Raw genomic sequence first — 18836 nt, 5'->3', positions numbered from 1 at the left:
GAAATGAAAACGTGACGAACGGAATTCTGCTCGCCCTGATCGCCTATGCAAGCTATTCGGGCAGCGATGCCGTTATCAAGAGCCTGGGCGGACAGTTCACCGTCTTCGAGATCGGCTTTTTCGGCACCCTGTTTGCCGGTTTTTTCCTGTTCTTCACCCGCCCGGCGGGTGAGCGTTGGCGGGATTTCTGGCGCATGAAGCGGCCATGGGCCGTCCAGGCGCGCGCCTGGGCCGGCATCGCTTCCGGTGTGCTCAGCGTCTATGCCTTCACGCACATTCCTTTGGCCGAAGTCTATGCCCTGATCTTCCTCGCGCCCTTGCTGGTTACCATCCTGTCCACCGTCATCCTGAAGGAAAAGGTCGGTCCCTGGCGGTGGCTGGCCGTATTTGCCGGCTTTGCCGGGGTGATGTTGGTGGTGCGGCCGGGTTTTCGTGAATTGAACCTCGGCCATTTGGCCGCCTTCGTGACCGCGTTCCTCGCCGCCACCAGCGTCATCCTGTTGCGGTCGCTCGCGCAACAGGAAAAGCGCACATCGATGCTCGGCGTGCTTGTCGGTTACGGCCTAGTGTTCAACGGGGTCGGCGCCGCCGCCACCTCATTCACCTTGCCGAATGCCATGCAGCTCGTCTGGCTGGCCATGGCGGGCGCCTTCACCGCTGGCGGACAATTCATGCAACTGCTCGCCGCCAAATACGCTCCCGCCAACCGCATCGCGCCGACGCATTATTCGCAGATCGTCTGGGCGGTGATCCTCGGCGCGCTGTTCTTCAAGGAGTACCCCGACTGGCTGTCGCTGGTCGGCCTCGCGATCGTCGGTGGGGCCGGCCTGCTGACCATGGTGCGTGAGGAGGTGCGGCTCGGCACCGTGCGCTGGAACCCGTTTGCGCGGACCAGACTTTGAGCCGGCGCCGGTTGCACCGTGGCCGTGACCGCTGATATGCGGACGCGATGACGACAGGATCCCTGCCGGAGCTTCCGGTATCCGCCGTGCTGCCGGCGCTGGGCGCAGCGCTCGGCGCCGGCAACAGCGCGGTGCTGGTGGCGCCGCCCGGCGCCGGCAAGACGACGCTGGTGCCGCTGGCGCTGCTCGGTGCGCCGTGGCTGGGTGCGGGCAAGATCGTCCTGCTCGAGCCGCGCCGGCTCGCCGCCCGCGCCGCCGCACGCCGCATGGCGCAATTGCTGGATGAGGAGCCGGGCGCCACGGTCGGCTATGCCATGCGCATGGAAAACCGCACTTCGGCGAAAACCAGAATATTGGTCGTCACCGAAGGCGTGCTGGCGCGCATGATCCTCGATGATCCCGAACTGCCCGGGGTTTCGGCGGTCATTTTCGACGAGTTCCACGAGCGCTCGCTCGACGGCGATTTCGGCCTGGCGCTGGCGCTCGACGTGCAGGGCGCATTGCGGCCGGATCTGCGCCTGCTGGTGATGTCGGCGACACTCGACGGCGCCCGTGTCGCGAAACTCCTGTCGGGTGCGCCGGTGATCGAGAGCGAGGGCCGCGCCTTCCCCGTAGATGTCCGTTACGACGAACGGCCAGCCGGTGTTCCGATCGAGGACGCCATGGCCAAGGCGATCCGCGCCGCCCTTGCCGACGAGAGCGGCAGCGTGCTCGCCTTCCTGCCCGGCCAACGCGAGATCGAGCGCACCGCCGAGCGGCTGGCTGGCAAGGTTGGCGCCGACACCGACATCGTCCCGCTCTATGGCCAGCTTGACGGCAAGGCGCAGGACGCCGCGATCAAACCGGCGCCGGCGGGCCGCCGCAAGGTGGTGCTGGCGACCTCGATTGCCGAGACCTCCATCACCATCGACGGAGTACGCGTCGTCATCGATTCCGGCCTTTCGCGCCTGCCGCGCTACGAGCCGGCAAGCGGCCTGACGCGGCTGGAAACCGTGCGGGTCAGCAGGGCCTCGGCCGACCAGCGTTCCGGCCGCGCCGGACGCACGCAAGCCGGCGTCGCCATCCGGCTGTGGCGCGCCGAGCAGACATCGGCACTTCCCGCCTTCACGCCGCCGGAAATCCTCGAAGCGGACCTCTCCGGCCTGCTGCTCGACTGCGCCGCCTTCGGCGTCGCCAACCCGACGGCGCTCGCCTTCCTCGATCCGCCGCCAGCCCCGGCACTCAACGAGGCAAGGGTGCTGCTGCGCGCGCTCCATGCCATCGACGAGGCCGGGCGTTTGACGGAAGCAGGCGCTTCGATGCGCAAGCTCGCTCTGCCCGTGCGGCTGGCGCATATGGTCGCCGAGGCCGCCAAGAGCGGCCATGCCGGCGAGGCGGCCATGCTGGCCGTACTGCTCGCCGAACGTGGCCTCGGCGGCGACGGCGCCGATCTCGAACGGCGGCTGATGCGCTTTCGCGGCGAAAGATCGCCGCGCGCCACCGCCGCGCGCCAACTCGCGGAGCGACTGGCGAGGCAGGTCGGGGGTACAAAAAACAGCGAAGCTGTACCTGCCGGTCCTTTGCTTATACATGCTTGGCCGGATCGCGTCGCCAAGGCGCGTGGCGAGCGCGGGCGCTTCGTGTTGGCCAATGGCTCCGGCGCTATGCTCGATGCCGCCGACCCGCTGGCTGGCGAGCCGTTCCTGGTTGTCGCCGACCTGCAGGGCAAGGCGCAGAATGCCCGCATAGCGGCAGCGGCGGCGATCGGCGAGGACGACATCCGCGCCACCCTGGCCGACCGGATCGAAACACGCCGGCAAACGAACTTTGACCGCGAGCGCCGCGCCGTGCGCGTGCGCGAAACCGTTCGTCTCGGCGCCATCACGCTCGCAGAACGCATGCTGCCGGCTCCTTCAGGCGCCGCGGCCGACCGCGCCATCCTTGACGCCTTGCGCGAGCATGGGCTGTCGCTGCTGAGCTGGAGCAAGGAGGCCGAGACGCTGCGCCAGCGGCTCTCCTGGCTGCATCGCGGCCTCGGCGCACCCTGGCCAGATATGTCGGATGAAGCGCTGATTGAGCGCCTTGACGACTGGCTGCTACCCTTCCTGTCGGGTGCGGCTTCTTTTGCAGCCATCGGTCCCGGCATTGTCTCGGCCGGCCTGGCCTCGCTCGTGCCGCACGACCTGCAGCGCAAGGTCGACACGCTTGCGCCAACCCATTTCAACGCCCCGTCGGGCAGCCATGTGCCGATCCGCTATGACAGCGAATGGCCGGTGCTGGCGGTTCGCGTGCAGGAGCTGTTCGGGCTTGACCGCCACCCCTCGATTGCCAATGGCACGGTGCCGCTGACACTCGAACTGTTGTCGCCGGCACACAGGCCGATCCAGACCACGCGCGACCTGCCCGGCTTCTGGCGCGGCTCCTGGGCCGATGTGCGCGCCGACATGCGTGGCCGCTATCCCAAGCATGTCTGGCCGGAAAACCCGCTGCTCGCCGCCGCCACCGCCCGCGCCAAGCCGCGCGGGACCTAGCCTTGGGCGCCTTACGCCTGTAATCCATGGCCATGATTAACGTTTTGCGTTCGCCCGATTTCCAGCAGAGCCAGAGACTGCGCCTGAACACGCTGATCCGGCTGCGCTGGCTGGCCATTGTCGGCCAGAGCGTAACGGTGCTCGTCGTCGCCTATGGTCTGAAATTCCCGTTGCCGGTGAGCCTGTGCTTCGCCCTGATCGCCTGTTCGGCCTGGATGAACCTGTTCCTGGCCTTTCGCTTTCCGGCCGCGCACCGGCTCACCCCGTTCGCCGCCTTCGGCATCCTGATCTTCGACAGCCTGCAACTCGCCGGCCTGCTCTACATGACAGGCGGCCTGACCAATCCGTTCTCGCTGCTGATGACCGTGCCTGTCGTTATTTCGGCGACCTCGCTGCCCCTGCGCCTGACAGCTCTCCTTGGCGGATTGGTGATGATAGCGGCAACCTTGCTGGTTTTCATCCATCTGCCGTTGCCCTGGTATGAAGGCGCGCCGCTGGCCATGCCTTTCATCTATGTCGCCGGCATGTGGATGGCGGTGCTCTCCTCGATCGCCTTCACCGCCATGTACGCCTTCCGGGTGGCCGCCGAAGCGCGTCTTCTGGCCAATGCGCTTGCCGCCACCGAACTGGTGCTGCAGCGCGAACAGCACCTTTCGGCGCTCGACGGCCTGGCGGCGGCGGCGGCGCATGAGCTTGGCACGCCGCTCGCCACCATCACGCTCGTCGCCAAGGAAATGGAAAAGGCGCTCGGCAGCGACCCGAAATACGGCGAAGACGTGAAGCTGCTGCGCTCGCAAAGCGAGCGTTGCCGCGAAATCCTCAAACGTCTGACCAGCCTGTCGTCCGAGGGCGAGGCGCATCTTTCCCGCCTGCCGCTGACCTCGCTGGTCGAGGAGGTCACCGCGCCGCATCGCGACTTCGGCATCTCCATCAAGCTTCGCCCGGGCGAGCGCACCGGGCCCGAGCCGGTCGGGCGCCGCAATCCGGGGGTCATCTACGGCCTTGGCAATCTGGTCGAAAACGCCGTCGATTTCGCCCGCAAGAGCGTCACCGTGCGCTGGAGCTGGGACGAGGCCGCCGTCACCTTTTCGATCATCGACGACGGCCCCGGCTTTCCGCCCGAGATCATCGACCGTATCGGCGAGCCCTATATGTCGACGCGCCAGGGCAATGAAGCCGGCGGCGGCCTGGGGCTCGGCCTGTTCATTGCCAAGACGCTGCTCGAACGCTCGGGCGCCACACTCGATTTCCGCAATTCGAGCGGCCTGGGCGAGGGCGCCGTGGTACAGATTTCGTGGCCGAGAACGGTGTTCCTGAACCCGGAAACGGCCCCGGCCACCATGTTTGACATTGCGTAAATTGGACAATAGCGGCGCAAAACTATATCTGCGTAAAATTAAGGCAGCAGGAATTTCTAAGACGATGACAGGCGATGAAAATATTGGCGCAATGGTTGAAGGCGAGGACACCTCGCTTTTGATCGTCGATGACGACAAGCCGTTCCTCACCCGGCTAGCCCGCGCCATGGAAACCAGGGGCTTCGTGGTCGAGACCGCCGAGAGCGTCGAGGAGGCCGTGGGCAAGGCGCGCGCCAATCCGCCGGCCTACGCCGTGGTCGATATGCGGCTCGGCGATGGCAACGGCCTCGATGTCGTCGCCGCCATCCGCGAGAAGCGCGAGGATTCCCGCACCATCATCCTGACCGGCTACGGCAACATCGCCACCGCGGTGACCGCAGTGAAGCTTGGCGCCGTCGACTATCTGTCGAAGCCCGCCGATGCCGACGACATCTTTGCTGCCCTCACCCGCACCTCGGGCGAGCGCGCCGCGCCGCCGGAAAATCCGATGTCGGCCGACCGCGTGCGCTGGGAACACATCCAGCGCGTCTACGAAATGTGCGAGCGTAACGTCTCCGAAACCGCTCGCCGGCTCAACATGCACCGCCGCACGCTGCAGCGGATCCTGGCCAAGCGCGCGCCACGCTGAGACTGAGCAGCGGAGGCGACATGCAGGATCTGAAACAGCGGCCGGTTTCCGTCTTCCGCGAATTTCTCGACGGCGAGGCGGCTGGCGGCATTATCCTGATGGTGGCGGCGGCGCTTGCGCTGATCGTCGCCAATTCGCCGCTCGCGGAAACCTATTTCTCCGTTCTCCATGCCTATCTCGGCCCGCTCAGTGTTTCGCATTGGGTCAATGACGGGCTGATGGCGGTGTTCTTCCTGCTCGTCGGGCTGGAGATCAAGCGCGAGATGCTGGACGGCCAGCTGTCGACCTGGCCGCGCCGCGTGCTGCCCGGCATCGCGGCGGCCGGCGGCATGGTGGTTCCGGCACTGGTCTATGTCGCCATCAACCGCAACAACGGGCCAGCCCTGTCCGGCTGGGCGATCCCGACCGCGACCGACATCGCCTTCGCGCTTGGCGTTCTGTCGCTGCTAGGCAGCCGCGTGCCGGCCTCGCTGAAAGTCTTCCTGACCGCGCTTGCCATCATCGATGACCTCGGCGCCGTCATCATCATCGCCATCTTCTACACCAGCGGCCTGTCGCTGGCCTATCTCGGCGCCGCCTTCGCCGTCATTGCCGTGCTTATCGTGCTCAACCGCATTCGGGTGATGACGCTGGTGCCTTATCTCGTGCTCGGCGCCGTATTGTGGGTGCTGGTGCTGAAATCGGGCGTCCATGCCACGCTTGCTGGTGTCGCGCTGGCGCTTACCATTCCGCTCGAACGCTCCGCCGGGATCGGCCACGATCTCGACCACTCGCCGCTGCACCGGCTCGAGCATGGCCTGCACAAGATCGTGCCGTTTTTCGTCATTCCGATCTTCGGCTTCGCCAATGCCGGCGTTTCGCTCGCCGGCCTCAGTTTTGGCGCGCTGATCGAGCCGTTGACGCTAGGTGTCGCCGCCGGCCTCGTGGTCGGCAAGCTGGTCGGCGTGTTCGGCTCCTCCGCGCTTGCAATCCGGCTCGGCCTGGCCGATCTGCCGGCCCATGCCGGCTGGTCGCACATGGTCGGTATCTCGCTGCTCTGCGGCATCGGCTTCACCATGAGCCTGTTCATCGGCCTGCTCGCTTTCGCCGGCGATGTAGCCCTGCAGGACGCGGTCAAGGTCGGCATCCTTGCCGGCTCCTTCATCGCCGCCATACTCGGCGCTGCCGTGCTGCTGATGGCGCCGGCCGCGGGTGGAGTGGAGGAAGAGACGGAGTAGGGGCGAGGACCCAGGTTCTGCGAACTACTCGCTCTCCCCTTCCAGCGCCGGCACCGACACACCGGCCAGTTCGGCCGCCAGCAGCCGCGAGGCACCGGCCCGGGCAATGCGCAGCATCAGCGCCTTGCGCGTGGCCGCCGCCATGCGATGCTCCGGCGCGTCGCGCAGGATCTCGGCGCCGTAGCCGTCGGACAGGATGAAGCCGCACTCTTCCGGGAAGATTTCCGCCGGCACGCCGGGATGGGTGGCAAAGAAGAAGCGGTCGGAGTGCAGCCGGTAGTCGGGCCATTTGCGGTCGACCCGGAAATCCTCGATCGAGGATTTGATCTCGATGATCCAGATGTCGCCCTGCCGGGTCAGCGCCACGAGGTCGGCGCGGCGGCCGGTGGCCAGCGACAGTTCAGGCAACACATGCGCGCCCATTTGCATCAGCAGCCGCTGCACGCCGCGCCGCACCAGCATGGCGCGTTCGGACTGGCGACCGTCGATGAGGGGATTGATTGCGATGGGAGAAATGATCGGCATGGCAGCCACCATGCCAGATTTTGTTCACGGTTTGAACCCCTTTGCGATAGGCGATTCTATGGTTGACAAACCTACGACCGAATGGACGCCAGGGAAGCAGAAGGAGGAAGTCGAGTCTATCCAGTAGAATACCACAGGACCGGCCCTACGGCCGGGGATCAGCGCGAGTCACCCTGGCGAACTCTTTGTTTTTCGAGGAACCGCTTGGCGTGTTCCCCCCACTCCGCAGCCGTTGTTTTGTGCTCTCGAACGTATGTTTCGAAGGCCTTGCGCAGAGCATCAAGGTCTAAAGCCCAAAGCCGCTCGCCCTTATCGTCGTTCAACATTGCGTCACCCAAGCCCCTTGAATTGACGGTATGCCCTTCAAATCAAGCCTTCAAGAACCGATCCAGACTTCTTTTGGGTGTATCGGGCCTCTCAAATATACAATCGCCTTCGATAGGTGACCGATTGGAGACCGTAGGAACTGCTAGCCAGTAGCAATGAAGTCGACTCATCCCCATGGAGCAGCGCTAGGGCAGGTGCTGCCCTCACAACTGAGCAGTCCGTGGACGGGACTTCAGTCTTAATTGAGCTATTCCTAATATGTATATAGCTTGGTCGTGCGGGAGACGATCCCAAAAGCCTGACCCGCAACGACCCGGCACGACCCCATGTCCCCCCGACTGAGCGTGCCGGGTCGTTCCTATCGGGGGACTGACAGGCGGCGCATTCAGGGCGCGATCGCTCACGCGCCAGCGGTTTGTCAAATGTGCAAAGCGGGCCGGCCTGAAGCTGCCTTCCGTGATCGCGCATATGGCGGGCGAAATGGCCGGCACAGCTTGGCTTTGGGTTTATAGGGGGCTGCACCGGCCATTGCGGGTGTGGGCTTTGGGTGTGATTGTCCCCGCGTCGATCAAACTATATTTATATTAGCAATAGCGCAAATAAGACTGAAGTCCCTTGTTCCACCAGACCTGGCCGGACTTCCTCAAGGTTTTGACTTCCGCCAGCCCTTGCTATGAAACGGCCCTTTCGCCAGACGGCGCAGCCCCTGCCATGTCATCCAGGATCGGGCAGTCCGGCCTGTTGTCGCCATGGCAGGCATGGATCAGTTTCTGCAGGGTCGTGCGCATCGACTGCAACTCGCGCACCTTCTCCTCGATCGCCGTGACATGGGCGGCGGCGATCTCGCGCACGTCGTGGCTGGCGCGGCCGCGATCCTGGTATAGCGCCATCAGCTGGCGGCAATCGTCGATGGAAAAGCCGAGGTTGCGCGCGCGGCGCAGGAAGGCCAGCCGATGAATGTCGTCGCCGGAATAATCGCGGTAGCCGTTGGCGGCGCGTGCCGGCGCGATCAGGCCGATCTCCTCATAGTAACGGATGGTCTTGGCCGGCAGGCCTGAACGGTGGGCGGCGTCGCCGACATTCATGCTGATCCTCGATTCCAGGTAACCGTTTGATGTCGCCCCCATTGAATTTACTTCACAATCCGGTGAGGGCTGTTGCCGAAATGCCATAGTGATACGCTTACCAGCAGGTAAGTTCCCGCATATAGGCATCGTGCGCTTGGCAAGCAAAGCAAATGCCAGCATGAATGATGGCAAGAAGGCGGCCGACTCGTGCCGCTGACCTTTGGGCGGGGCTCCGGATCATCTCATGCGCATGAAGTCGCTTGCAATAATTGCCGCATTGGCGCTATCCACTGCCATCGCCGGTTGCAGCACCATTGGCGGGCAGATCTTCTCCAACGACTACGGCGCGGTGACCGATGCTGGCTACCAACTGCCACGCATTCCGATCGAAAAAGTGCCGAGGCAGTTCCACCGGCAGGAAGTCAATTACGACACTAAGGAAAAGCCCGGCACCATTATCGTCGATACGCAAAACAAGTTCCTCTACTTCGTCGAGGGCGACGGCTTGGCCATCCGCTACGGCATCGGTGTCGGCCGCGAGGGCTTCGAGTGGCATGGTACCGCCCATATCGCGCTGAAGCGCGAATGGCCGACCTGGACGCCGCCCCGTGAAATGATCAGGCGCCAGCCGGAACTGGAGAAGTTCGCCGATGGCATGGAGCCGGGCCTGAAGAACCCGCTCGGCGCGCGCGCCATGTACCTGTTCAACAAGGGTGGCGACATGGGTTACCGGCTGCACGGCAGCCCGGAATGGAATTCGATCGGCAAGGCGATGTCGTCTGGCTGTATCCGGCTGATGAACCAGGACATCATCGATCTCTATGACCGCGCCTCGGTCGGCGCCAAGGTCATCGTGATGTAAGGACCACGATCCCTTGCGGGATCATGGTCAGACACGTTTCGTACGCGGACCGTCTAGGCAACAACGGACGTCCCAAACAGAAAACCGGGCAATTCGGCCCGGTTTTTTGTTGTTCTACGGATGGGATGTTTCAGGCCGCGCCCACATACCGACAGGCCGGGCTAGGCGCGGAAGATTCAGGAAACCTGTTCGACCTGCTGCACTTCGGGCACGAAATGCCGGAGCAGGTTCTGGATGCCGTGTTTCAGCGTTGCCGTCGATGACGGGCAACCGGCGCAGGCGCCCTTCATGTGCAGGAACACGGTGCCGTTCTCGAAGCCGCGGAAAGTGATGTCGCCGCCATCCTGGGCCACCGCCGGGCGCACGCGGGTGTCGAGCAATTCCTTGATGGTGATGACGAGTTCCTCGTCCGCCTTGTCGTAGAATTCGCCTGTCTGGCTGGTCTCGGCGGCCGGGCCGGCCTTGGCCATGACCGGCGCGCCGGACATGAAGTGCTCCATGATGGCGCCGAGGATCGCCGGCTTCAAGTGCTGCCAGTCGGGGCCGTCCTTGGTCACGGTGATGAAATCATACCCGAAGAAAACGCCGGTAACGCCCGGGATTTCGAACAGCCGGCCGGCCAGCGGCGAGGCCGTTGCCGCACTGTCCGCATCACGGAAATCGGCGGTGCCTTCGAGCAGCACTTCCTTGCCGGGCAGGAATTTCAGCGTCGCAGGATTGGGCGTCGATTCGGTCTGGATGAACATGGCCGTCTCCGTGCCCGTTTCGGGCAGATAGTTTGGAATAGTTCTAAATAGGCTCTATCGGCTGGACATTCAAGCGAAACGCGTCGCGCGAACGGCTCTCTGGCGGAATGATTTTGCTGGCTGGGGAACAGAATCCCTGGCGGGCTTCAGGCGAGGCTGTCGATCTCCTCGTCCGACAGATTCTGCGGCACTACTGTGACCGGAATGGGGAAGGCGGCGCCCTTGCCGGCCACGGCGCCGACCAGCGGTCCGGGGCCTTCCTTGCCGGCACCGGCCGCCAGCACCAGAATGGCGATGTCCTGGTCTTCCTCGATCAGCTTGTGGATCTCTTCCGTCGGCTTGCCTTCGCGCACCACCATCTCCGGCTCGATGCCGAGCTTCTGGCGCACCTTGTTGGCGTAGCCGTCGAGGGCCGCGCGCGCCGTGGCGTTCGCCTCTTCGCGCATGATCTTCTCGACGCCCAGCCAGTGCTGAAAATCGTCCGGCACGATGACATAGAGCAGCACCAGCGTACCGCTGGTGCTCTGCGCTCGCTTCGAGGCGTAGGCGACGGCGCGCTCGCACTCGGGCGTATCGTCGATGATCGTCAGGAATTTCCTGCGATGACCGGCTTCGCGGCTGAGGCGTTTGGAGACCATGTCTATCTACCTGGTGTCATTTCGGCCGCAATCTGCCACCGCGGCAGACCGGCGGCAAGCCGCCGGCCTTATGCCAGTATGGTGCGCTGCACTGACGATACGGATCAGCCCTGCAGCAGCCCGATGATGTCACGCACGGTCTTCATCGTCGTTTCTGCGAGCACGCCGGCGCGTTCGCCGCCGTCCCTGAGCACCGCGTCGACATAGACGCGGTCGCCTTCGATGCGGCGCATCTCGCCGGCGATCGGCGCCAGTTTCTCCACCGCAAGGTCGGCCAGCGCCGGCTTGAACACCGAAAACTGCTGGCCGCCGAACTCCTTCAGCACGTCGGCCTTCGACATCTCGGCCAGCCCGGCATAGATGCCGACCAGGTTTTCCGCCTCCGGCCGGCTTTCCAGCCCGTCGACTTCACCAGGCAAGGCTTCCGGATCGGTCTTGGCCTTGCGGATCTTCTTCGAGATGGTGTCGGCATCGTCGGTGAGATTGATGCGCGACAGGTCCGACGGGTCCGACTTCGACATCTTCTTCGACCCGTCGCGCAGGCTCATGATGCGCGCCGCCGGGCCGCCAATGACCGGTTCGGTGATCGGGAAGAAGCCGTTCACCGTCTCCTCGCCGACCTGCATCTCGACGCCGACGCCAAGGCGGGCGATGCGGCCCGAAAAATCATTGTTGAATTTCTGCGCGATGTCGCGGGTCAGCTCCAGATGCTGCTTCTGGTCCTCGCCCACCGGAACATGCGTTGCGCGATAGAGCAGGATGTCGGCAGCCATCAGCGAGGGATAGGCGAGCAGGCCCAGCGAGGCATTTTCGCGGTCCTTGCCGGCCTTGTCCTTGAACTGCGTCATCTTGTTCATCCAGCCGATGCGCGCGACGCAATTGAAGATCCAGGCGAGCTCGGCATGCTGCATCACCCGCGACTGGTTGAAGACGATGTGCTTCTTCGGGTCGATGCCGGACGCGAGGAACGCCGCGGTGATCGAGCGCGTCTGGTCGGCAAGGTCGTCATGAACCAGCTGCGCGGTCAGCGAATGCAGGTCGACGACGCAATAGATGCAGTCAGAGGTGTCCTGCAGGGCGACGAACTTCTTGATGGCGCCGAGATAATTGCCAAGATGCAGATTGCCGGTCGGCTGAACGCCGGAGAAGACAAGGGGCTTGAAGGCGGACATGGGTTCCTCATGGCTTGTGGAGGGCCGTATAAGCATGATTCCAAAAAGGTGCAGACTTTTTCGAGCCAATCATGCGGCTGGAAACCGCGCGCGGCGAAAGTCTTGCGACGGCGCGCTTATGGACGAAGACGCCGCCGCGATCAAGATGGAGCTATAGGTCGATTGGGGCTCTAGTCGTCGATGCCGGTCTTTGCGGCCGGCGGCACTCCCTTGCGCCCGACATTGCGCCGGATCATGCCGAAATCGGCGCCGCCAGTGGCAAAGGCGGTGATGAAGTAGAGCGCAGCGCCGCCGGCGACGAGGCCAAGCACCGTCGTTGCCTTGATGACCAGCGGCGAGCCCGGCCCGAGCCTTGCGGCGAAATAGTGCTCGGCGAAATACAGCGCCACCGCCATCACCGCGGCCGACAGCACCAGCCGGGGAATGCGTTTCAGGAGCGGCACATCGCGGCCCCAATGGCCGCGCCGGATCAAGACGGCAAGCAGCATCAGCGCGTTGACCCAGCCGGCCACGGCTGAGGCGACGGCAATGCCGGGTGCGCCCATCCTGGGAAACAGCGTCAGCGCGGTGGCGACGTTCACCGCCACCGAGATGGCGGCGAAAATCATCGGCGTGCGGGTGTCCTCGCGGGCGAAATAGCCGGGGGTAAAGGCCTTGATCAGCACGAAGGCCGGCAGGCCGAGACCGAAGATCGCCAGGATCGCCGCCACCGTCGGGGTCGAATGGTTGGCGGCGAACGCGCCGCGCTCATAGACCAGCCGCACGATCGGCTCCGCCATCACCCAGAGCGCTGCCGCCGCCGGCAAGGTCATGAACAAGGTGAACTCGACCGAGCGGTTCTGCAGATTGGCCGCCTCGATGAGATTGCCTGATTTTAGCGCCCGCGACAGCTCCGGCAACAGCACGATCGCCACCGCCACGCCGACGACACCGAGCGGCAACTGATAGACGCGGTCGGCATAGGCGAGGGAGGACACCGCGCTGTCTTGCGCCGACGCGATCGCCGTGCCGATCAGCTGGTTGATCTGGGTGATGCCGCCGGTGATCGCCGCCGGCAACGCCAGGATCAGCAGGCGCTTGACGTTCGGCGTCATCTTCGGGCGGCGGAAACCGATCGAGATGCCGGCATTGCGAACCGCCACCCAGACGATGGCAAGTTGCACGAGGCCCGCCGCCAGCACGCCCCAGGACAGGCTGAAGCCGACAGCACGGGCATCCAGCCCATGGTACCAGGCATAGCCCAGCACGCTGATCAGGATGATGTTGAGGAACGCCGGCGCGATGGCAGCCGCGAAATAACGGCGCAGCGAATTCAGCATGCCCGCCATCATGGCGGCAAGCGACATGCAGATCAGATACGGGAACATGATCGTCGCCAGTGCGACGGTCGTCTCGAACTTGCCCGGCGTGTCGGCAAAGCCCGGCGCCACCAGGTAGCGCACGATCAGCGGCATCGCCAGTTCCATGACGATGGTCAGCGCCAGAAGCGCCGAAAACAGCACGCCGAACACTTCCTCGGAGAAGCGTTTGGCGCCGTCGGTGCCGTGCGTTTCGATCTCCTTGGCAAACAGCGGCACGAAGGCTGCGTTGAAGGCGCCTTCGGCGAACAGCCGGCGAAAGGTGTTGGGAAACTGGAAGGCGGCGTTGAAGGCGTCGGCCACCGGTCCGGTGCCGAGTGCTGCCGCCATCAGCATCTCGCGGCCAAAACCGAGCGCGCGGCTCATCAGCGTGCCGGAAGCGACGGTGGCGAATTTCTTGACGAGGCTCATGCGTTCGAAGACTGCCTTGGAGCAATTCCAGGAAAAGTGTGAAGCGGTTTTCCGCCTGGAATTGCGTTGAAACGAAGACTTAGAGCTGTTCGCCGTTTCCGTGAAACGGTGAACAGCTCTAGGGATTGGGACAAAGTGAGGATGGCAGTCACTCGGCGGCTGCCTTGGCCTTGCCGCCGCGTTCCGGCGCGATGCCTTCGAGCGCCGCCATCAGCCGGTTGCGGATGGTGGCGGTGCGGGCCGGGCTGTCGATCTTCTGGCCGGTGAGGTCGGTGACATAGAAGGTGTCGATGACCTTTTCGCCGAAAGTGGTGATGTGTGCCGATGCAATGTCGAGTGACAGGTCGGACAGCGTGCCGGTGATCTCCGACAGCAGGCCCGGGCGGTCGAGCCCTTCGACTTCGATGACCGAAAACCGGTTCGACAGCGTGTTGCGGATCTCGGCGCGTGGCGGGATCTTGAACACCTTCGATCCGCGCCTTGGCTTGGTGCGCTTCTCGATCATATCCGGCAGCCAGCTCTTGCCCGACAGCACGTCCTCGATCAGCCGGCCGACGCGCTCGGCGCGCCGGCGCTCGTCCTCGTCGCGGTCGAATTCCCGTGAGATCAGGATCGTGTCCAGGGCGCGGCCATCCGAGGTGGTGAAGATCTGGGCGTCGACAATGTTGCCACCGGCCCCGGCGCATGCCCCGGCAATGACCGAGAGAAGACGGGGATGGTCCTGCGCCAAAACGGTAATTTCGGTCACCGCCTCGAACTGGTGGGTCTTGACCATGGTGGCGAGCTTGTTGCCGGACGCGTCCGCCTCGCGGATGAATTCGGCATGGCGGATCTGGTCCGGCAGGTCCACGGCCAGCAGGTAGTTCTCGTAGTGCAGCCCGACATAGCGCTTGCGGGCCTTGTCGGGCCAGTCACCGAGCGCCTCGGCCAGACGCTCGCGCGCTGCCGCCGTGCGCTGCGCGCGCGACACTTCCGAGAAGCCGCCGGTAAGCAGCAGTTCGGTCTCGTAATAGAGCGTGCGCAGCAACTGGCCCTTCCAGCCGTTCCACACGCCCGGTCCAACGCCCCTGATGTCGCAGACGGTGAGGATCAGGAGCATCTTCAGCCGCTCGACCGATTGCACGACCGACGCGAAATCCTCGATCGTCTTGCGGTCGTTTAGATCGCGCGTCTGCGCCGTCATCGACATCACGAGGTGGTTCTCGACCAGCCAGGCGACCGTTTCAGTATCCGCCGGCGACAGCCCCATATGCGGGCAGATGCGGCGCGCGATGCGGGCGCCGGCCTCGGAATGATCTTCCGGCCTCCCCTTGGCGATGTCGTGCAGCAGCACGGCGACATAAAGCGCCTCGCGGCTCTTCTTCAGGCCCGGCATCAGCGAATGCGCCAGCGGATGCACTTTCTCGCCGTCGCCGCGCTCGATCTCGGCCAGCACGCCGATGCAGCGGATCAGGTGCTCGTCGACCGTATAATGGTGATACATCGAGAACTGCATCATGGCGACGATCTTGCCGAAATCGGGGATCAGCCGGCCCAGCAACCCGGCCTCGTTCATGCGTCGCAAATTGAGTTCGGCGTTGCGGTCCGAGGTCAATATGTCGAGGAACAGCCGGTTGGCTTCCTCGTCGCGACGCAGCGACTTGTTGACCAGGCCGAGCGAGCGCGTCAGCAGCTTCAGCGCATCGGGATGGAATTCCAGCCCATGCTTGTCGGCGAACCAGAACAGCCTGAGCAGATTGACCGGATCGCGCTCGAACACCTGGTCGTCGGCGATGTTGATGCGGTGGTTGTCGACAATGAAATCGGAAGTGCCGGCGAGCTTGCGCTTGCGGCGCTGGAAGGTGAGGAAGATGCGGTTGAAGCCCGGCACATGCTTGGCCTGCTCTTCCTCGAGCGCGGCACAGAAGATGCGGGTCAGGTCGCCGACATCCTTGGCGACGAGGAAGTAGTGCTTCATGAAGCGTTCGACCGCCGACAGGCCGGGATGGGTGGTGTAACCCAGCCGCTCGGCGATCTCGCGCTGGATGTCGAAATGCAGCCGCTCCTCGGCCTTGCCAGTGAGGAAATGCATATGGCAGCGCACTGCCCACAGGAAGTCCTCGGCCTTGTGGAACTCGCGGTACTCGGCCTCGGTAAAGACGCCTTTTTCGACCAGTTCCTCGCCGGTGCGCACCCGGTAGAAATACTTGCCGATCCAGAACAGCGTCTGCAGGTCGCGCAGGCCGCCCTTGCCATCCTTGACGTTCGGCTCGACCAGATAGCGGCTCTCGCCGGCCTTGGCGTGTCGCTCGTCGCGTTCGGCGAGCTTGGCCTGGACATATTCCGGGCCGGTCGTGCGCACCACCTCGTGGTCGAAGCGCAGCATCAGCTCGTCATAGAGCTTGCGTTCGCCCCACAGGAAGCGCGCTTCCAGGATCGAGGTGCGGATGGTGATGTCGGTGCGTGACAGCCGCAGGCACTCATCGATGTTGCGGGTGGCGTGGCCAACCTTCAAGCCCAGGTCCCACAGCATGTAGAGCATGTATTCGACTGTCTGCTCGCCCCACGGCGTCTGCTTGTAGGGCAAGAGGAACAGCAGATCGATGTCGGATCCCGGCGCCAGCGTCCCGCGGCCATAGCCGCCGACCGCGACGACGGCCATGCGTTCGGCCGACGAACGGTTCTTCACCCGGTAGACATGGGTCGCCGCGAAATCGTAGAGCGCCCGGATCAGTTCATCCATGAGATGAGACAGCCGCTCGGCACAGGCATTGCCGCCGCCATCTTCCCTCAGCATGGCCTCGGCGATCTTTCGGCCTTCGGCAAGCCGGGCCTTGAGAAGCTGGAGAACGCCGGCACGGGCGGCCGCTCCGGAACCGTCGCCGGCGGTGGCCGTCGTCAGCGCGGTCATCTCGCGGCGCAAGGCTTCGCCGTCGATCAGTTCATCGAGCTTCAGGGAGATTTTCGCCATAGGTACCGGTTGGCCTTGCCATTTGGGCGGCGTCTATAGCGCGTTTTCGCAGCGCTGGGTATGGGGCCTGCCGGTGGTCCGGCAAGCGGCCTACTCCGTTGCCTCGACCGGATCGAGGGGAACGACAATCCGTTGCCGGAATCTGCAGAAATCGGCGATCCACCTCACGGTTCGCCTGGCCTCTCTGCTGATTCTCACGGCAGTCGGCTTCCTCTGCCTTGTCATAAGCCCGTTTATGGTCCGCGCGGAGTCGCGTTCCTGGTCAAGCAGGCTTGGCAGCCTTTCGCCGACGAACTGGTCCTGCGCGCAGAGCGCGGGAACAAGTTGGTAGACAGTCCTGCCGGCCGACATGATGGGGTCGAAGATGAGATCGTCGACGGCTATGTTGATCTGCGCCGTTGCCTCCAGAAAGGCGCGTGCCATTTGCCGCGAGAGCAGGTAACCGCCGGCCCCCGGATGGCCCTTGCAGAGCCGGACCATGGAAAAACCGTGTCCGGCCGAGGTCCTTCGCCTCTGGATTACGGTTCTGGAGAAGAACGTCTCGAGCTTCACGACATCGGCGTCGGCCGGCACCCAACTCGTATCGCCCAGCAACGCTCCGGCCTTGCTTGAGAAGACCATGTCGTCCTCGAACACGGCGCCGTACGGGGCGTCGTCCTGGGCAATGATCGTCCAACAGGCGCGATGACTATGCAGGCAGGCGACTTCGCTGCCGGAGAGCGGCCGGATGGCGTGTATTGCGTGCTGCGGCTGCAGCACCAGCTCGGGATGTTCCTTGGCATCGATCCCCGCGATACGCTCGAATCCGATGCCGATACGGCCGAACTCCGATACCATGTGGGCAAGCCGCTCGGGAGATCGATCGAGGTTGATAACCAGACGCTTCATTTTTACGAGCTATTCTGTTCAAATTTTTTTGTACAAGATCTTTGCTTCCACTGGAGTCGGCAGGAGCCGACAAGCAGCGTAGGAGCCTTCTAGCACAGGTGATGTGATGGTTGTTGCTCTTTTCTGGAGTGGATATTACACCACTGCCAGAAAGCCAAGCTTTTAAACAGGACTATCTTCCCAGGATTACCGGGAGATGACATGTTGCGGCTGGCCGGTGGAATTATCTATTCAGGTCACTGGCGGCAAGGCGGAATTCCCTCGGAGCCCAAGATTTTCCTCGACGAGGGCAAGCAGTTGCCGACGGTGGGTGTCGGATAAGCTGGCTTTTCACCGATGTCTATGCGCGTTGTGGCCGAGCCGGATATCAGGCCCCCGGCGGCCGCAAACAAATCTATCGTTCTGCTTCGGGTGGATCAAAGGGGACAACCGTGTACCGGCGTAGTCTGCAGTGGTCGACAATCCACTCGGCGATGCGCCTGGTTTCCACCCTCATCTTTTCGCGGAGGGGCTTTCGGCGTTTCTTGGTCAGACCGCTCGCGACCCATTCGGCTTCGCGTTCCTCGTAAAGCAGGCTTGGCAGTCTGTTGCCCATGAACTGGTCCTGCGCGCAGAGCGCGGGAACAAGCTGGTAGATCGTCTTTTCACCTGACGTCGGGAACGCCGGGTTGAAGAGAATGTCATCGGCGGCCGCGTTGGCCCGCGCAGTGGCATCCAGCAGATCGCGTGCCATCTGCCTGGAGAGGATGTAGCCGCCGGTCCCCATATGGCTCCTGCGGAGCCTGAACACGGAAAAGCCGTGGCCGACAGCGGTCCTCTTCCTCTGGATCATGGTTTTGCTGAAGAATGTCTCGAGCTTGACGACATCGGCATCGGCCGGAATCCAGCCGCCGTCGGCAAGCAGGGCGCCGGCATTCGCGGAGAACACGATGTCGTCCTCGAAGACAGCGCCATAGGGCGCGTCGTCTTGCGCGATGATGGCCCAGCAGGCGCGATGGCTGTGCATGCAGGCGATCTCGCTGTGGGACAGGCGCCGTATGGCGTATATCGCATGCTGCGGCTGCAGCATCAGATCCCCATTCTCGCGGGCGTCGATTGCGGTGATTCGCTCGAAAGCGATACCGATGCGGACAAACTCCGCCGTGACATGGGCGAGCCGGTCGGACGACCGATCAAGATTGATGACCAGACACTTCATATCTCGACGGGATCGGCATCACGTTGGAGGGGATTACATTACATACGCTGCGCTACGCAATCTGGGCTTTTTCGGGGCG

15 protein-coding genes are annotated in these 18836 nt (G+C 63.7%); 6 read left to right on the top strand and 9 right to left on the bottom strand.

The genetic code is table 11. From position 1 onward, the window contains the following. The first annotated feature begins 11 nt into the window (after positions 1-11). The 5 genes from HGP13_RS01000 to nhaA all read left to right on the top strand — a co-directional run bounded on the left by HGP13_RS01000 (position 12) and on the right by nhaA (position 6615). Positions 12-902, top strand: a complete 891-nt coding sequence (locus HGP13_RS01000) for a DMT family transporter (protein ID WP_172220294.1) — start codon at positions 12-14, stop codon at positions 900-902. Between the two features lie 47 nt (positions 903-949). Beyond that, positions 950-3412, top strand: a complete 2463-nt coding sequence (hrpB, locus tag HGP13_RS00995) for an ATP-dependent helicase HrpB (RefSeq protein WP_172220291.1) — start codon at positions 950-952, stop codon at positions 3410-3412. A gap of 26 nt (positions 3413-3438) precedes the next feature. Beyond that, positions 3439-4770, top strand: coding sequence for an ActS/PrrB/RegB family redox-sensitive histidine kinase (locus HGP13_RS00990; RefSeq protein ID WP_172220288.1), 1332 nt, complete (start codon positions 3439-3441; stop codon positions 4768-4770). 64 nt (positions 4771-4834) lie between these two features. Continuing rightward, entirely contained in the window at positions 4835-5398 is a 564-nt protein-coding gene (locus HGP13_RS00985) for an ActR/PrrA/RegA family redox response regulator transcription factor (protein WP_010913121.1), read from the top strand. Positions 5399-5418: 20 nt separating this feature from the next. Then, positions 5419-6615, top strand: coding sequence for a Na+/H+ antiporter NhaA (gene nhaA / locus HGP13_RS00980; protein WP_172220285.1), 1197 nt, complete (start codon positions 5419-5421; stop codon positions 6613-6615). A gap of 24 nt (positions 6616-6639) precedes the next feature. Here nhaA and HGP13_RS00975 read toward each other — a convergent pair whose 3' ends face one another. Next, the gene (locus HGP13_RS00975; RefSeq protein ID WP_172220282.1) at positions 6640-7140 is read right to left on the bottom strand and encodes an MmcB family DNA repair protein; all 501 of its coding nucleotides are present in this window, start codon (positions 7138-7140) and stop codon (positions 6640-6642) included. Between the two features lie 998 nt (positions 7141-8138). Then, a complete protein-coding gene (gene cueR, locus HGP13_RS00970; RefSeq protein WP_172220279.1) occupies positions 8139-8552 on the bottom strand; it encodes a Cu(I)-responsive transcriptional regulator in 414 nt (137 codons plus the stop codon). Positions 8553-8778: 226 nt separating this feature from the next. On the opposite strand from cueR, the gene HGP13_RS00965 reads away from it, so the two are divergent. Beyond that, positions 8779-9396 carry a L,D-transpeptidase gene (locus HGP13_RS00965; protein ID WP_172220276.1) on the top strand — a complete coding sequence of 206 codons (618 nt, stop codon included), beginning with the start codon at positions 8779-8781 and terminating at the stop codon, positions 9394-9396. A 176-nt stretch (positions 9397-9572) separates the two neighbouring features. On the opposite strand, the gene HGP13_RS00960 is transcribed toward HGP13_RS00965, so the two are convergent. From HGP13_RS00960 to HGP13_RS00930, 7 genes are all read right to left on the bottom strand, one after another. Beyond that, positions 9573-10142 carry a NifU family protein gene (locus tag HGP13_RS00960; RefSeq protein ID WP_172220273.1) on the bottom strand — a complete coding sequence of 190 codons (570 nt, stop codon included), beginning with the start codon at positions 10140-10142 and terminating at the stop codon, positions 9573-9575. 146 nt (positions 10143-10288) lie between these two features. Further along, positions 10289-10780 (bottom strand): universal stress protein, encoded by a 492-nt coding sequence (locus HGP13_RS00955; RefSeq protein ID WP_010913128.1) that lies wholly within the window; start codon positions 10778-10780, stop codon positions 10289-10291. A 104-nt stretch (positions 10781-10884) separates the two neighbouring features. Then, on the bottom strand, positions 10885-11952 hold the full coding sequence (gene trpS, locus HGP13_RS00950; protein ID WP_172220271.1) for a tryptophan--tRNA ligase: 1068 nt from the start codon (positions 11950-11952) through the stop codon (positions 10885-10887). A gap of 170 nt (positions 11953-12122) precedes the next feature. Next, complete coding sequence (murJ, locus tag HGP13_RS00945) at positions 12123-13721, bottom strand: murein biosynthesis integral membrane protein MurJ (protein ID WP_172220269.1); 1599 nt, start codon at positions 13719-13721, stop codon at positions 12123-12125. A 148-nt stretch (positions 13722-13869) separates the two neighbouring features. Continuing rightward, complete coding sequence (locus HGP13_RS00940; RefSeq protein ID WP_172220267.1) at positions 13870-16671, bottom strand: [protein-PII] uridylyltransferase; 2802 nt, start codon at positions 16669-16671, stop codon at positions 13870-13872. 90 nt (positions 16672-16761) lie between these two features. Then, positions 16762-17559 carry a glycosyltransferase family 25 protein gene (locus tag HGP13_RS00935; RefSeq protein ID WP_172220265.1) on the bottom strand — a complete coding sequence of 266 codons (798 nt, stop codon included), beginning with the start codon at positions 17557-17559 and terminating at the stop codon, positions 16762-16764. Positions 17560-17953: 394 nt separating this feature from the next. After that, positions 17954-18757: a glycosyltransferase family 25 protein gene (locus HGP13_RS00930; RefSeq protein ID WP_172220263.1), complete on the bottom strand. Its 804-nt coding sequence runs from the start codon at positions 18755-18757 to the stop codon at positions 17954-17956. Positions 18758-18836: the final 79 nt, after the last annotated feature.

Origin of the sequence: Mesorhizobium sp. NZP2077 (assembly GCF_013170805.1) — a bacterium.
Taxonomy (GTDB): Bacteria; Pseudomonadota; Alphaproteobacteria; order Rhizobiales; family Rhizobiaceae; genus Mesorhizobium.
The sequence above is the reverse complement of the archived record's forward strand: the minus strand, read 5'-3'. Positions and strand labels throughout refer to the sequence as shown.

Coding starts and splice junctions, on each gene's coding strand:
- hrpB (WP_172220291.1), top strand. CDS start 950: ATGACGACAGGATCCCTGCCGGAGCTTCCGGTATCCGCCGTGCTGCCG.
- HGP13_RS00990 (WP_172220288.1), top strand. CDS start 3,439: ATGGCCATGATTAACGTTTTGCGTTCGCCCGATTTCCAGCAGAGCCAG.
- HGP13_RS00985 (WP_010913121.1), top strand. CDS start 4,835: ATGACAGGCGATGAAAATATTGGCGCAATGGTTGAAGGCGAGGACACC.
- nhaA (WP_172220285.1), top strand. CDS start 5,419: ATGCAGGATCTGAAACAGCGGCCGGTTTCCGTCTTCCGCGAATTTCTC.
- HGP13_RS00975 (WP_172220282.1), bottom strand. CDS start 7,140: ATGCCGATCATTTCTCCCATCGCAATCAATCCCCTCATCGACGGTCGC.
- cueR (WP_172220279.1), bottom strand. CDS start 8,552: ATGAATGTCGGCGACGCCGCCCACCGTTCAGGCCTGCCGGCCAAGACC.
- HGP13_RS00965 (WP_172220276.1), top strand. CDS start 8,779: ATGCGCATGAAGTCGCTTGCAATAATTGCCGCATTGGCGCTATCCACT.
- HGP13_RS00960 (WP_172220273.1), bottom strand. CDS start 10,142: ATGTTCATCCAGACCGAATCGACGCCCAATCCTGCGACGCTGAAATTC.
- HGP13_RS00955 (WP_010913128.1), bottom strand. CDS start 10,780: ATGGTCTCCAAACGCCTCAGCCGCGAAGCCGGTCATCGCAGGAAATTC.
- trpS (WP_172220271.1), bottom strand. CDS start 11,952: ATGTCCGCCTTCAAGCCCCTTGTCTTCTCCGGCGTTCAGCCGACCGGC.
- murJ (WP_172220269.1), bottom strand. CDS start 13,721: ATGAGCCTCGTCAAGAAATTCGCCACCGTCGCTTCCGGCACGCTGATG.
- HGP13_RS00940 (WP_172220267.1), bottom strand. CDS start 16,671: ATGGCGAAAATCTCCCTGAAGCTCGATGAACTGATCGACGGCGAAGCC.
- HGP13_RS00935 (WP_172220265.1), bottom strand. CDS start 17,559: ATGAAGCGTCTGGTTATCAACCTCGATCGATCTCCCGAGCGGCTTGCC.
- HGP13_RS00930 (WP_172220263.1), bottom strand. CDS start 18,757: ATGAAGTGTCTGGTCATCAATCTTGATCGGTCGTCCGACCGGCTCGCC.